The sequence below is a fragment of the Streptomyces sp. NPDC052020 genome (assembly GCF_040680575.1).
Taxonomy (GTDB): domain Bacteria; phylum Actinomycetota; class Actinomycetes; order Streptomycetales; family Streptomycetaceae; genus Streptomyces.
The window spans coordinates 60318-74909 of the sequence record NZ_JBFAWY010000003.1 but is presented as its reverse complement, the minus strand read 5'-3'; the positions used below and the strand labels follow the sequence as shown (position 1 = coordinate 74909).

Genomic DNA, 14592 nt, shown 5'->3' with positions numbered 1-14592 from the left:
CGCGGTGGGCGGGGGCACCGGCGGGCGCGAGACCACGGCCGTGCGCGTTCCCGGCCGTGACTCGTCGTCGCTCGGGACGGGCGTCCCCGGGGTCCGGGCGGGCGCCCTCCGCCCCTGCCGCGGTACTAGATCTCGACGCAGCGGTGGGTGCCGTACCGGATGAGGCGCCCCTCGCTGCCGTCGTAGACCTCCGGCCGCCAGCACACCTGATAGCCCTCGCGCATGTCGTAGCGGCACTCGTGCCAGGTGTTCGCCCCGTTGCTGTTGGTGCAGTGCGGAGTGTCGCGCTCGTAGTTGACCCACCAGTTCGCCCTGGCCGAGGCGCCGTCCGTGGCGGTGTCGGCCACGTGGAAGTCGTCTCCCGACGTCTCGAAGCAGACGGTGGCACCGGTGATCGCCAGACAGGGGGAGCCCACCGGAGGCTCCGCCTGCGCCGCCCCCGCGCCGAGGAGCAGAGAGCCGAAGGCCAGTGCCGTGGCGGCAAGCAGCGTTCCCACCCTCCGCTTTCCCGACCTGCCCGTGGCGCGCCGGCCGCTGCCCGGCGAACTCACGGTGTGCTTCTCTTTCATGATCCCTCCCCGTTGTGCGGTTCAGACGGCGTTTCCCGTACCGGCTCCGACCCCCTGCCGGAGCCCCTGGCGCGATCGAGGGCTTCACCGTGACGAAGGCTTGTGCCGCGCCTGGACGGTGAGTTGACGCGGCCGGGCAGGCCCCCGACGTGCCCACGACCAATCCCGTTCGCGTCTGAGCGCGTGAGAGATCCACGCGCTCAGCCTCTTGGCGGACCCGTAAAACATGACAAGTACCGGAATGACGGACGCGTCGATCGTTTCCAGGATTCTTGCCGGTTAGAGCAGGGCGAACAACGTGCAAACCGGTCACACTTTGTCCGTATCAAGCTCGGTGGACTGTTCGGTGGCCGAGGTCACCGCCGCGGGTGAGTGCGCCCTGAGCCGTCCCCTGCCGCCGGCCGAGTTCCGCCGCTCCGCCCCGTACAACTCGGCGCCCCAGTGGCGAGTCGAACAAGCGAGCGCGCGAGGGGCGTGCTCGCCACCGAGGGGATGGGGAACCTCCATGACTCGCCGTACGTCCCACCGCGCCCTGGCGACGGGCGCCGGGCTCGCCGCCGGACTGCTCATACCCGTCCTGGCCGCGGGCACCGCCACCGCCGCCGCGCCGGCCGTCACCTGCACGTCCGCCAAGGCGGGCCTGGCCGCCAAGCTGAAGAAGGACATCACCGCGGCCCTCTCCGGCCGCAAGGGAACCGTCGCGGTCGGCCTCCGCGACCGCACCACGAAGACCACCTGCACGCTCAGAGCCGGCACCGCGTACGACTCCGCCAGCGTCGTCAAGGTCACCGTCCTCGCCACGCTGCTCTGGGACGCGAAGAAGCACGGCCGCTATCTCACCGACCGCGAGAACTCCCTCGCCAAGGCCATGATCACGAAGTCGGACAACGCGGCCACCTCCACCCTGTGGAGGCAGCTCGGCATGACGAAGATCCGGGGCTTCCTCACCGCCGCGAAGATGACGCAGACCAAGCCCGGCGCCAACGGCTACTGGGGGCTGACGCAGATCACCGCCGCCGACGAGCAGAAGCTCCTCGCCCTCCTCACCGCGAAGAACACCGTCCTCAGCGACAACTCCCGCGCCTACACCCTGAAGCTGATGGGCCAGGTCGTCGCCTCGCAGCGGTGGGGAACGCCGTACGGGGCGCCCGCGGGGACCGCCGTGCACGTCAAGAACGGCTGGCTCCAGCGCTCCACGCACGGCTGGCGCGTGCACAGCGTCGGCGCCTTCAAGGGCGGCGGCCACGACTACACGCTGACGGTGCTCACCCACGGCAACGGCACCATGAACTACGGCATCACCACGATCCAGGCCGTCGCGAAGGCCGTCCACCGGGATCTGGCGGCGAGCTGATCCTTCACGGCGCGGACCACCGGGCGTCACCGGCCGGCCCTACGGTGACGCCCATGCGCCCGAGAACCGTACGCACCGCACTCGCCACCGCGACGGCCGCCCTGGCGGCGGCCGGCTGCCTCACCGCCGCCGCCCCGGCCCCGGCCGCCCCCAAGACCCCCCGCCCGGCGCACGCCTGTTCGCCGTCGGTCTCCCTCACCGGCTTCTCCGACGTCCTCGACAAGACGACGTACGAGGGCACCTTCGTCGGCAACCTCTCCGCCCTCGCCCCGGGCCGCCACGGCACCCTCGCCGCCCTCTCCGACCGCTCGGCCCTGTTCCGCCTGGACGCGCGGACCCTGCGTCCGGTGGGCGTCCTGCCGCTCGCCGACGAGAGCGGCGCCGCCCTCGACGCCGAGGGCCTGGTGGCCGACGGCGGCGGCACGTACCTGGTCTCCTCCGAGACCGAGCCCTCCGTGCGCCGGTATTCCGGTGCCGGGCGGATCCTCGACCGGCTGCCGGTGCCGGACGCCCTGCGCGTCGCCCCGGCCGGGCGTGCCCAGCGCAACGGGACCTTCGAGGGGCTGACCCTGCTGCCCGGCGGCCGGACGCTGGTCGCGTCGATGGAGTACGCGCTGGCCGGTGACGGCGCCGGTCTGGTCCGTATGCAGACCTGGCAGCGAACCCCCGGCGGGAGGTTCCGGCTCGCGGCGCAGTACGCCTACCGCGCCGACCCCGGCCTCGGCGTCCCGGAGATCACCGCCACCCCCGACGGCCGGCTCCTCGTCCTGGAGCGCGGCTTCACCGCCGGCGCCGGCAACACCGTCCGCCTCTACCTCGCCGACCTCCGGTACGCCACGGACACGGCCCGGATCGACCACCTGACCGGTCAGGACGGCCTACGGACGGTCCGCAAGACGCTCCTCGCCGACCTCGCCGCCTGCCCCTCCCTCGGCGCCACCGCCAAGCAGCCCCAGCCCAACCCGCTGCTCGACAACATCGAGGGCATGGCCGTCACCGGCCGGACCCAGGGCCGCCTCGACGTGGCGCTGGTCAGCGACGACAACCAGGGCGACACGCAGACGACCCGGTTCTACCGCCTCCGGGTGCGGGTCTGAGCCCGATTGTTGCGGAGGGATGAAATCCCCTTCCGCCCGCGTTGGTGCCTTCCGGCAGAACAGGACGAACGGAGGGCACCCGCGTGACAACGCAGCAGGGCTGGGCGCGACGGCTGGCGGAGTACGCCTGGCGCCACCCGAGGGACGTCGTCCTCGCCCTCGGCTCCTCCCTGGCGGGCATGGCCGTCATGGCGCTGGTCCCGCTGATCACCAAGGTGATCATCGACGACGTGATCGGCGACCACTCCAGGTCCATGGCCACCTGGGCCGGGCTCCTCGTCGTCGCCGCGCTCGCCGTCTACGTCCTCACCTACATCCGCCGCTACTACGGCGGCCGGCTCGCCCTCGACGTCCAGCACGACCTGCGGACCGAGATGTACGCGACCATCATGCGGCTGGACGGGCGGCGCCAGGACGAGCTGTCCACCGGCCAGGTCGTGGGACGGGCCACCAGCGACCTCCAGCTCATCCAGAGCCTGCTGTTCATGCTCCCCATGACCATCGGGAACGTCCTGCTGTTCCTGATCTCCCTGGGGATCATGGCGTGGCTGTCGCCGCCGCTCACCCTGGTCGCCCTCGCGGTGGCGCCCGCGCTGTGGTGGATCGCCAAGCGCAGCCGCACCCGGCTCCACCCCGCCACCTGGTACGCCCAGGCGCAGGCCGCCGCCGTGGCCGGCGTGGTCGACGGCGCCGTCGGCGGCGTACGGGTGGTGAAGGGCTTCGGGCAGGAGGAGCAGGAGACCGGGAAGCTGCGGGAGGCCGGGCGGCGGCTGTTCGCCGGGCGGCTGCGGACCATCCGGCTCAATGCCCGCTACACCCCCGCCCTCCAGGCCGTACCCGCCCTCGGGCAGGTCGCCATGCTGGCGCTCGGCGGCTGGCTCGCGGTGCGCGGGCACATCACGCTCGGCACGTTCGTCGCCTTCTCCACCTACCTCGCCCAGCTCGTCGGCCCGGTCCGCATGCTCGCCATGGTCCTCACCGTCGGCCAGCAGGCCCGCGCGGGCACCGAACGCGTCCTGGAGCTGATCGACACCGAGCCGGCGATGCGGGACGGCACGAAGGAGCTGCCCGCGGACGCTCCGGCCACCGTCGAGTTCGACGACGTGTCGTTCGGCTACGACACCGCCTCCGGGACGGCCGGCCCCGTCCTCGACGGGCTCTCCTTCGAGATCCGCCCCGGCGAGACCCTCGCCGTCGTCGGCGCCTCCGGCTCCGGCAAGTCCACCGTCTCCCTGCTGCTGCCGCGCTTCTACGACGCCACGCGCGGCGCCGTCCTCGTCGGCGGCCACGACGTGCGCGAACTGACCCTGGACTCGCTGCGGGCCGCCATCGGGCTGGTGCCCGAGGACTCGTTCCTCTTCTCCGACACCGTCCGCGACAACATCGCCTACGGCCGTCCCGGCGCCACCGACGAGCAGATCCGGGCCGCCGCGCGGGCCGCGCAGGCCGACCGGTTCATCGCCGAGCTGCCCGACGGCTACGACACCACCGTCGGCGAGCACGGCCTGACCCTCTCCGGTGGCCAGCGCCAGCGCATCGCCCTGGCCCGCGCGATCCTCGCCGACCCCCGGCTGCTGGTCCTGGACGACGCCACCTCCGCCGTCGACGCCCGCGTCGAGCACGAGATCCACGAGGCGCTGAAGGAGGTCATGCGGGGCCGGACGACCCTGCTGATCGCCCATCGCCGCTCCACCCTGAACCTCGCCGACCGCATCGCCGTCCTCGACGCCGGCCGCCTCGCCGACATCGGCACCCACGAGGAGCTCCAGGAGCGCTGCGCCCTGTACCGGCGCCTGCTCACCGACCCCGACGAGCTGGGCGGCGTCTCGCCGGGGCACGCCCAGCCCGCCGCACCGCACGAGGACACCTCGGTGAGGGAGGAGCTGGACGCCGAGTACGACGCCGAGCGCGGCATCACACCCCGGCTCTGGGCGGGGGAGCGGGAGCCCCGCGACGCGGCCCGCGCGGGCAGCCCGGCCACCCCCGAGCTGCTCGCCCAGGTGGAGGCGCTGCCGCCGGCCACCGACACCCCGGACGTCGACGAGGCGCGCGCCGTGCGCCCGGAGGAGTCGTACGGCCTGCGCCGCCTGCTGCGCGGCTTCGGGCTGCCGCTGCTGGTGAGCCTGGGCCTGGTCGCCGTCGACGCGGGGATGGGCCTGCTGCTGCCCGTGCTGATCCGGCACGGCATCGACGACGGCGTCACCCGGCTCGCGCTCGGCGCGGTCTGGGCGGCGTCGCTGCTGGCGCTGGTCTCCGTGCTCGCCCAGTGGGCGGCGCAGAGCGGGGAGATCCGGATGACCGGACGGACCGGCGAGCGGATCCTGTACGCGCTGCGGCTGAAGATCTTCGCGCAGCTCCAGCGGCTCGGGCTCGACTACTACGAGCGGGAGCTGACCGGGCGGATCATGACGCGGATGACCACGGACGTCGACGCGTTGTCGACCTTCCTCCAGACCGGGCTGGTCACCGCGTTCGTGTCGGTCGTCACCTTCTTCGGCATCATGGTCGCCCTGCTCGTCCTCGACGTGCAGCTCGCCCTGGTCGTCTTCGCGACGCTGCCGCCGCTGATCCTCGCCACCTACTTCTTCCGCCGGGCGAGCGTGAAGGCGTACGAGCTCGCGCGGGAACGCGTGTCCACCGTCAACGCCGACCTCCAGGAGTCGGTGTCGGGCCTGCGGATCGTGCAGGCGTTCCGCCGCGAGCGGGACGGCGGGCGGCGGTTCGCCGAGCGCAGCGACAGCTACCGCCGGGCCCGGATCCGGGGCCAGTGGCTGATCTCCGTGTACTTCCCCTTCGTGCAGTTCCTGTCGTCGGCCGCGGCCGCCGCCGTGCTGGTCGTGGGCGGCGCCCGGGTCGACGACGGCACGCTCACGACGGGCGCGCTGGTGGCGTACCTGCTCTACATCGACCTGTTCTTCGCGCCCGTGCAGCAGCTCTCCCAGGTCTTCGACGGCTACCAGCAGGCGTCCGTCTCCCTGGGCCGCATCCAGGAACTGCTGCGGGAGCCCACCTCCACCCGGGCGGCCGAGCGGGCCCGGCCGGTTGGCTCCCTGCGGGGCGAGATCGCCTTCGAGGGCGTGCGCTTCCGCTACGGCGGCGAGGACGAGGCGCTCGGCGGCATCGACCTGCGCGTCCCGGCCGGGCAGACGGTCGCGTTCGTCGGCGAGACCGGCGCCGGCAAGTCGACCCTGGTGAAGCTGGTGGCCCGCTTCTACGACCCCACCGAGGGCCGGGTCACCGTCGACGGCACCGATCTGCGCGAGCTCGACCTGACCTCCTACCGGCACCGCCTGGGCGTCGTCCCGCAGGAGGCGTACCTCTTCCCGGGCACCGTGCGCGACGCCATCGCCTACGGCCGCCCCGACGCCACCGACGCCGAGGTGGAGGCCGCCGCCCGCGCGGTCGGCGCCCACGAGATGATCGCCACGCTGGAGGGCGGCTACCTCCACGAGGTCGCCGAACGCGGCCGGAACCTCTCCGCCGGGCAGCGCCAGCTGATCGCGCTGGCCCGCGCCGAACTGGTCGACCCCGACGTCCTGCTCCTCGACGAGGCGACCGCCGCGCTGGACCTGGCCACCGAGGCCCAGGTCAACCAGGCCACCGACCGCCTCGCGGGGCGCCGTACGACCCTGGTGGTCGCCCACCGCCTGACCACCGCCGCCCGCGCGGACCGGGTCGTCGTCATGGACCACGGGCGCGTCGTGGAGGACGGCACCCACGAGGAACTCCTGGCGCGCGGCGGGCGGTACGCGCAGCTGTGGCGCACCTTCATCGGGGCGGGCGAGCCGGAGGAGCCGGTCGGCGCGAAACGGTGACGTGTGGCCGGGGGCGCGCCGCCGGGGGCGCGGGCGGGCCGCCCCGTTACGGCGCCTTGGTGACGGCCGTGCAACCATCCGTCATACGACCTGCGTCCGTACACCCGTACGACGACCGTCGTGACGGGAGGGACTTCGGTGGGCAGAGGTGCGATACGTCGGCTGGCGCTCGGCATGGCCGTGCTCACCACGTCGGGGCTGCTCACCCTCGCGGCGCCGCAGGACGCCCGTGCGGCCGCGAACTGCCCCGGCCGCACGGTCCGTACGCTGCCCTTCGCCACCGGATCGGTCCTCGTCCACCGGCGCGGCGGTTACGTCTGCGCCGTCACCGTCTCCAAGAAGCCCGGAACCAGGCAGAAGATGTCGGTCGGCCTGCGGGCGCGCGGCGGCCGGCCGGTCGTCGACGAGGGGCGGTACGCCTACCGGGCCGGGCCGGTCACCGTGCACGCCGGGCAGCGGTGCGTGTGGGTGACCGGCAGGGTGGGCCGCCATGCGGTCGTCTCGGGCTGGATCCTCTGCTGAACCCCCCGCCCCGCTCGGCGATTTTCTCCATTTCTCCATCTCCCCTGGTGCGCGGCCGAGTTGCTCCGATAGCTTCCGGGCGCACATCTGACTCACAGGGGAGGGTGCATGCGCAAGGCGCTCAGATGGCTGCTCGCGCTGGTGGTGCTCATAGGCACCGTCGGCACGGCCGGTGCGGCCACCGCCGCTCAGCCGGAGGCCACCGACATCAAGGACAGGCTGCTCGCGGTACCGGGCATGAGCCTGATCGAGGAGAAGCCGTACCCCGGCTACCGCTTCTTCGTCCTCAACTACACCCAGCCGGTCGACCACCACCACCCGTCCAAGGGGACCTTCCAGCAGCGCATCACCGTGCTGCACAAGGACGTCAGCCGCCCGACGGTCTTCTACACCGGCGGCTACAACGTCTCCACCACGCCCAGCCGCCGCGAGCCGACCCAGATCGTCGACGGCAACCAGGTCTCCATGGAGTACCGCTTCTTCACTCCGTCCAGGCCCGACCCGGCCGACTGGTCCAAGCTGGACATCTGGCAGGCGGCCAGTGACCAGCACCGCATCTACCGGGCCCTGAAGCCGGTCTACACCGAGAACTGGATCTCCACGGGCGGTTCCAAGGGCGGCATGACCGCCACGTACTACGAGCGGTTCTACCCGCGCGACATGGACGGCGTGGTCGCCTACGTCGCCCCCAACGACGTGGTGAACAAGGAGGACTCGGCCTACGACCGCTTCTTCGCCACCGTCGGCACCGCGGAGTGCCGCGACCGGCTGAACGGGGTGCAGCGCGAGGCGCTGGTGCGCCGCGAGCCGCTGAAGAACAGGTACGCGGCGTACGCGGCCGACAACGGCTACACCTTCGACACCGTCGGCAGCCTGGACCGGGCCTACGAGGCGGTCGTCCTGGACTACGTCTGGGGCTTCTGGCAGTACAGCACCCTGAAGGACTGCGACTCCATCCCGGCCGACGCGCCGAACGCCAGCGACGAGGAGATCTGGGACTCCGTCGACACGATCTCCGGCTTCTCCGCCTACACCGACCAGGGGCTCAGCACGTACACCCCGTACTACTACCAGGCGGGCACGCAGCTGGGCGCGCCCACGATCCGGTTCCCGCACATCGAGAAGGAGTACATCCGCTACGGCTACCAGCCGCCGCGCAACTACGTGCCCCGCTCGATCCCGATGAGGTTCCAGCCGTCGGCGATGCGCGACATCGACACCTGGGTGCGGCACAACGCCCGCCACATGCTGTTCGTCTACGGCGGGAACGACCCGTGGGGCGCCGAACCGTTCCGCCTCGGCCCCGGGGCGCGTGACTCCTACGTCTTCACCGCCCCCGGCATGAACCACGGCGCCAACGTCGCCGGCCTGGTCCCCGAGCAGAAGGCCCTCGCCACGGCCCGCATCCTCCAGTGGGCGGGCGTCGCCTCCCCGGCGGTCCAGCAGGACCCGTCGGCGGCCAGGCCGCTGGCCGCGTTCGACGCCCGGCTCGACCGGCGGACGGCGGAGCGCGAACCGGCGCTGCGCCCGTAAGCCACGCACGCGCGCCCGGCCGGTGCGGGCTCCCGCCCCCACCGGCCGGGCGCGGCGGCCCGTTCAGCGGTGCGGGCCACCTCGGTGAAGCCCGCCACCGGCGTGTGCCGCAGACACGTCACGGCGGTCGCGGCGGATGTGTCGGATACGCCGGCCGGGTGCGGCGGGCCGGGCCCGGTGCCTAGCGCCGGTACGTCAGCCCGTGCCCGACCGGATACAGCACCGAGGCCGGATCGCCGGCCCGCGTCACCGGTACCGGCAGCCGGCCGCGCGGTGCCGCCCGTCCGGCGATGACCCGTGCGGCGGCGCGCAGTTCGACGTCGGTCCACGAGTAGGCGGCGAGGAAGGCGGGCACCTCGGGCAGGTGGGCCACGTCGTAGGGGTTGCGGACGGCCACGGCCACCACCGGCTTCCCGGTCGCCAGCAGCTCCCGTACCAGTGTCCTCTGGGCGCTGCCGGCGGTGACGTTGTAGGTGCCGACCACCACCGCGTCCGCCTGCCGCGCCGCCGCCACCGCCCGGGCGACGGCCGACGCGGACGGGGAGGTGCCCGTGGACAGGGCGGTGGCCGTGAACCCGAGTTCGGTGAGCGCCCCGGCGAGCACGGCGGTGGGCGGGCCGGTCGTGCCGGACGGCGAGGCGGGGTCGGCGCCGACGACCAGCAGCCTCGGCGTCCGGCGCCGGGACAGCGGCAGCAGGTTCCCCTCGTTGACCAGCAGCGTGGTGGTCCGCTCGGCGATCCGGTCGGCCGCGGCCAGGTGGCTCCGGGTGCCGACCGTCCGGTCCACGCCGTCCGGGTCGGCGTACGGCTCGCGGAACAGCCCGAGCCTCGCCTTCAGCCGCAGAATGCGCAGAATCGATTCGTCCAGGCGCGCTTCGGTCAGCTCGCCCTCCTGGACGGCCTTCAGGACGGCGTTCCAGGCCACGTCCAGGCGGGGCGGGTTGAGCAGCTGGTCCACGCCCGCCTTCAGCGCCAGCACCGGCACCCGATCGTCGCCGTACTTCGTCCGCACGCCCTCCATGCCGAGGGAGTCGGTGACGACGACCCCGTCGTAGCCGAGCTCCTCGCGCAGGATGCCGGTGAGGATGGGGCGGGAGAGGGTGGCCGGGTCACCGGAGGCGTCGAGCGCCGGGAACATCAGGTGCGCGGTCATGATCGAGTCGATGCCGGCCTCGATCGCGGCGCGGAACGGCGGCGCGTCCAGCTCCTCCCACTGGGCGCGGGTGTGCGTGATGACCGGCAGACCGGTGTGGCTGTCGACGGCGGTGTCGCCGTGCCCGGGGAAGTGCTTGGCGCACGCCGCGACTCCCGCGCGCTGGTAGCCGGTGACCTCGGCGGCCACCAGCGCCGCCACCGCCTCGGGGCCGGAGCCGAAGGAGCGCACGCCGATCACCGGGTTGGCGGGGTTGACGTTCACGTCCGCCACGGGCGCGTAGTCCTGCCGGATGCCCAGGGCACGCAACTCGGCGCCGGCGATCCGGCCCAGGGTGCGCGCGTCGGAGCGCGAGCCGCCCGCGCCGACCGCCATGGCGCCCGGGAACAGCGTGGCCGGTTCGCCCACCCGGGCCACTATGCCGTGCTCCTGGTCGGTGGAGACGAGCACGGGCAGGCCGCGCGGCAGCCCCAGGGAGGCTTTCTGGACGCCGTTGGACAGGGCGGCGATCTGGTGCGGGTCGCGGGTGTTGTGGGCCCAGGCGAAGTAGATGATGCCGCCGACCCGGTACCGGGCGATCAGCTCGGCGGCGGTGCGGACGCCGAGCTCCTTGAGGTTGGCGTCGATGTCGGCCTGGTCGGGGGCGGTGGCGGAGTGGCCGTAGACCCGCGTGACGAAGAGCTGGCCGACCTTCTCCTCCAGGGTCATCCGGGAGAGCAGGGCGCGGAGCCCGTCGTCGCCGGGGACGGGCCGGGCGTCCCGGGCGGACGCGGTGCCGGCCGCCGCGAGGGCCGCGGTGACGCCGGCGGTGGCGGCGAGGAGGGTGCGTCTGGAGGGCTGTGCGCTGCTTCCCGTGCTGCTGTCGGGCACGTGCGCTCCTTCCGGAGTTCCGGAGTGCGTGACCCGCGCGAGAACGCGGGGATCACCGGGGATCGCTGAGGAACCGCTGCGTATCGCTGTGTCGCTGTGTCGCTGTATGGCCGTAGGGAACGTCGTCGCGCTGAAGGAAACTTCCGAGAGGTCACCAATATCCGGGAAGTTTCTGCCAGTCAAGGGAACGCACAGGAGACACGGAGAGGCCGCTCAGCGGGGCGCGTGGGCCGATACGCGGGGCCAGTGTTCCCGCAGCGCGCGCACGGTCTCCGCGATGGCCGGGCGCCGGGCGGCCCCCGCGCGCCACAGCGCGTACAGCCGCCGTACGGGCATCGGGTCGAGCGGCACCTCCACCACCCCGGAGGGCAGCGGGCCGCGCCCCAGGCGGGGGATGAGCGCGATGCCGAGGCCGGCCGCGACCAGGGCGACCAGGGTCGGGTTCTCGTCGGCCGTGTGGACGATGTCCGGCTCGTGCCCGGCGGTGCGCAGGGTGCGCACCAGCCAGCCGTGGCAGACCCGGCCGGGCGGCTGGCAGATCCACCGCTGCCCGCCCAGCTCCGCGCGCCGTACGCCCGCGCGCCCGGCGAAGGGATGCCCCTCGGGAACCACCAGGTCGCACGGGTCGTCCCCGATGACCGCCTGGTCCACCCCGGCCGGGGCGGGCAGCGGCGCGATGTCCCAGTCGTGGGCGACGGCTTCGGCGCCTGGGGCTGGCTGCTGCGCCGTCACCCGGCGTCCACGGTCGCGCCCTTCTCGCTCCTGGTCCCCGTCTTCGGCGTGACGTCGGCCGCGGTGTTCCTCGGCGAGTCGGTGAGCCCGCTGCGGTGGTGCGCGGCGGCGCTGCTGGTGGGCGGCGTGGCCCTGACGTCGGTGCCGGCGCGGCGGCGGGCCCGGGGCCGCGCGGACCGCGACGCCGAGGGCGCCGGGAAGCCCGTCCGGCCGGTTCCCGTGGCGGCGGAGGAATACGTCCGGTGACGTTCCCGGCGGACGGCCCGCGCAGCGGGCGGGGCGCGGGCCGTCAGGACGGCCGGGGCGCGGCCGGTCTCACGCCGAGTCGTTGAGGAGGCGCGCCAGGTGGTCCCGCCCCGCGTCCAGCAGGCCGGTCAGCGGCGCGGCGGCCTCGTACCACCGCTTCTCGTACTCCCAGCACAGCCAGCCGTCCCAGCCGTGCCGGGAGAGGACCTCCACGCACTCGGCCAGCGGCAGGACGCCGGCGCCGAGCGGCAGCGGGGTGGTGTCGTCGGCGGAGGCGATGTCCTTGACCTGCACGTAACCGAGGTGCGGGGAGAGGGCCGCGAAGGTCTCCGAGGGCTGCTCGCCGCCGAGCCAGGTGTGCATCACGTCCCACAGCGCCCCCACCTGGCGGTGGCCGACCAGGCCGAGGACCCGCATCGCGGCGGCGCCGGTGCGGTGCGAGTCGTGGGTCTCCAGCAGGATGCGCACGCCGCGGTCGGCGGCGTGCTCGGCGGCCGTGCCCAGCCGCCGGGCGGCCGTCGCGTCGGCCTCCTCGGGGCTCTGGCCGTCCGCGCCGCCGGGGAAGACCCGTACGTAGGGGGCGCCCAGGTCGCGGGCCAGGTCCAGCAGGGTGCGGATCTCCGCGAGCACGGGGCCGTCGTCGCCGGGTGCCGCGACGCGGGTGTAACCCGCCAGACCCAGGAGCTCGACGCCCGCCGCCTTGAACGCGGCGGCCACGTCGGACCGTTCGGCGGGGGTCAGGCCGGGGTGCACCGGCTCCTCGGGGTGGGTGCGCAGTTCGATGCCGTGGTAGCCGTGCGCGGTCGCGAGCCGCAGCACGTCGGGCAGGGGCAGGCCGGGGACGCCGAGGGTGGAGAACGCCAGCTTCATGTCGACGGACCCTACCCGCTCACCCGGCGCTCACTCGTGCGTCACGCGGAGGCACGGCAGTCCGTCCCGCCCGTCGGCTCCCCGCCGAAGGGGCGGCACGGGGCGGCCCGGGGTGCCGTGCCGGGTCAGGCGCCGGGGGACGCGGCCCGGTAGACGCACACCTGCGCACCCGTGGCCGCCCGCTCCGCGGAGACCAGCTCGAACGCCCGCAGCGCCCCGTCGTCCGGGAAGATCGTCTTGCCGCCGCCGAGGAGCACCGGCATCACGATGAGCCGCAGTTCGTCGGCCAGGCCCTCGCCCAGCAGCGTGCGGGCCAGGGTCGGGCTGCCCATGACCAGCAGGCCGCGGCCCTCCGAGGCGCGCAGCTCGCGCAGGCGGGCGACCGGGTCGTCGCCGGGGACGAGCGTGGTGTTGTCCCACGTCAGGTCGTCCTCGCCGAGCGTGCGGGAGACGACGTACTTCGGGAGGGCGTTCAGCCGGTCGGCGAACGGGTCCCCGGCGCGCTCGGGCCAGGCCCGCGCCATCGCCTGCCAGGTCCGCCGCCCGAACAGCAGCGCGTCCGCCTCCGCCACCGCCGCGTCGAAGGCCCCGCCGACCACCTCCGGGTCGAAGAACGCGTGCGACCAGCCGCCGTGCGCGAACCCCCCGTCGGTGTCCTCCTGGGGACCGCCGGGGGCCTGCACGACACCGTCCAGGCTGATGAACTCGCTGATCACGATGCGCATGGGACTCGTTTCCTCGCTCACTGCTTCGGGGTGGGGACGTCGCGGCCGCGATGCCGCGGCCGGGACGTCCCGGTTCGGGGTGTTGCCGTTCGGGGTGTTGCGGTCAGGAAGACCGGCGGGCGGCACGGAAATCGTCGGTGCCGTGGCCCTCGGTGCCGGCGCCGACCGCCTCGACGCCCTCGGCTCCCGGGAATCGCCGGGGACCGGCTGGGTACGCTGAGCGGCACAGACTCATCGCGGACGGGAACAAGGAGCAGACGTGAGCGAACCGGCGTCCATAGCCCTGCAACAGCGGATCGCCCGGGAGCTGGAGGTCGCCGAGACCTTCGAGGCGGAGCGGGAGATCGAACGCCGGGTGGCCTTCCTCGCCGAGCGGCTCACCTCCACCGGACTGCGCTGCCTGGTGCTCGGCATCAGCGGGGGCGTCGACTCCACCGCGGCCGGCCGGCTGTGCCAGCTCGCCGTCGAGCGGGCCCGGGCCGCCGGGCACGAGGCGCGGTTCTACGCGATGCGGCTGCCCTACGGGGTCCAGGCCGACGAGCACGACGCCCAGCTCGCGCTCTCCTTCATCCGGGCCGACCAGGTGCTGACCGTGGACATCAAGCCCGCGAGCGACGCCGCCCTCGAGGCCGTGCGGGCCGCCGGCGTGAGCTTCCGCGACACCGGCCACGAGGACTTCGTCCACGGCAACATCAAGGCCCGGCAGCGCATGATCGCCCAGTACGCGGTGGCCGGCGCGCACGAGGGCCTGGTCGTCGGCACCGACCACGCGGCCGAGGCGGTCTCCGGCTTCTTCACCAAGTTCGGCGACGGCGCCGCCGACCTGGTGCCGCTGGCCGGCCTGACCAAGCGGCGGGTGCGCGCCGTCGCGGAGGCGCTGGGAGCCCCCGCCGAGCTGGTGTGGAAGACCCCGACGGCCGACCTGGAGACCCTCGACCCGGGCAAGGCCGACGAGGACGCGCTCGGGGTCCGCTACGACGACATCGACGACTTCCTCGAAGGCAAGCCGGTCGACGAGCGGGCCTTCGAGAAGATCGTCAGCCGCTACCGCCTCACCGACCACAAGCGCCGCCTGCCCATCGGCCCCTGAGACCCGCCGGTGCCGG

10 protein-coding genes and 2 pseudogenes are annotated in these 14592 nt (G+C 73.7%); 7 read left to right on the top strand and 5 right to left on the bottom strand.

Features of this window, described 5'->3' with window-relative positions; translation table 11 throughout:
• Positions 1–125: 125 nt before the first annotated feature.
• Positions 126–497, bottom strand: a complete 372-nt coding sequence (locus tag AB0L74_RS03635; RefSeq protein WP_365645182.1) for a hypothetical protein — start codon at positions 495–497, stop codon at positions 126–128.
• A 577-nt stretch (positions 498–1074) separates the two neighbouring features.
• Between AB0L74_RS03635 and AB0L74_RS03630 the strand changes: the two genes are divergently transcribed.
• The 5 genes from AB0L74_RS03630 (at position 1075) to AB0L74_RS03610 (ending at position 8890) form a co-directional block, all read left to right on the top strand.
• Entirely contained in the window at positions 1075–1923 is an 849-nt protein-coding gene (locus AB0L74_RS03630) for a serine hydrolase (RefSeq protein ID WP_365645180.1), read from the top strand.
• 53 nt (positions 1924–1976) lie between these two features.
• A complete protein-coding gene (locus tag AB0L74_RS03625; protein ID WP_365645178.1) occupies positions 1977–3020 on the top strand; it encodes an esterase-like activity of phytase family protein in 1044 nt (347 codons plus the stop codon).
• 83 nt (positions 3021–3103) lie between these two features.
• The gene (locus tag AB0L74_RS03620; RefSeq protein ID WP_365645176.1) at positions 3104–6835 is read left to right on the top strand and encodes an ABC transporter ATP-binding protein; all 3732 of its coding nucleotides are present in this window, start codon (positions 3104–3106) and stop codon (positions 6833–6835) included.
• 138 nt (positions 6836–6973) lie between these two features.
• Positions 6974–7357, top strand: coding sequence for a hypothetical protein (locus tag AB0L74_RS03615; RefSeq protein ID WP_365645536.1), 384 nt, complete (start codon positions 6974–6976; stop codon positions 7355–7357).
• A gap of 108 nt (positions 7358–7465) precedes the next feature.
• The gene (locus AB0L74_RS03610; protein ID WP_365645174.1) at positions 7466–8890 is read left to right on the top strand and encodes a S28 family serine protease; all 1425 of its coding nucleotides are present in this window, start codon (positions 7466–7468) and stop codon (positions 8888–8890) included.
• Between the two features lie 181 nt (positions 8891–9071).
• On the opposite strand, the gene AB0L74_RS03605 is transcribed toward AB0L74_RS03610, so the two are convergent.
• Complete coding sequence (locus AB0L74_RS03605; RefSeq protein ID WP_365645172.1) at positions 9072–10913, bottom strand: glycoside hydrolase family 3 protein; 1842 nt, start codon at positions 10911–10913, stop codon at positions 9072–9074.
• A 213-nt stretch (positions 10914–11126) separates the two neighbouring features.
• Positions 11127–11609 (bottom strand): annotated as a pseudogene (locus AB0L74_RS03600) (LysR substrate-binding domain-containing protein); the annotation flags it as partial.
• On the opposite strand from AB0L74_RS03600, the pseudogene AB0L74_RS03595 reads away from it, so the two are divergent.
• Positions 11610–11891 (top strand): annotated as a pseudogene (locus AB0L74_RS03595) (EamA family transporter); the annotation flags it as partial.
• 69 nt (positions 11892–11960) lie between these two features.
• Here AB0L74_RS03595 and AB0L74_RS03590 read toward each other — a convergent pair.
• A complete protein-coding gene (locus tag AB0L74_RS03590) occupies positions 11961–12761 on the bottom strand; it encodes a sugar phosphate isomerase/epimerase family protein (RefSeq protein WP_365645170.1) in 801 nt (266 codons plus the stop codon).
• A gap of 125 nt (positions 12762–12886) precedes the next feature.
• Positions 12887–13486, bottom strand: coding sequence for a dihydrofolate reductase family protein (locus tag AB0L74_RS03585; protein ID WP_365645168.1), 600 nt, complete (start codon positions 13484–13486; stop codon positions 12887–12889).
• A gap of 259 nt (positions 13487–13745) precedes the next feature.
• Between AB0L74_RS03585 and nadE the strand changes: the two genes are divergently transcribed.
• On the top strand, positions 13746–14576 hold the full coding sequence (nadE, locus tag AB0L74_RS03580) for an ammonia-dependent NAD(+) synthetase (RefSeq protein ID WP_365645166.1): 831 nt from the start codon (positions 13746–13748) through the stop codon (positions 14574–14576).
• Positions 14577–14592: the final 16 nt, after the last annotated feature.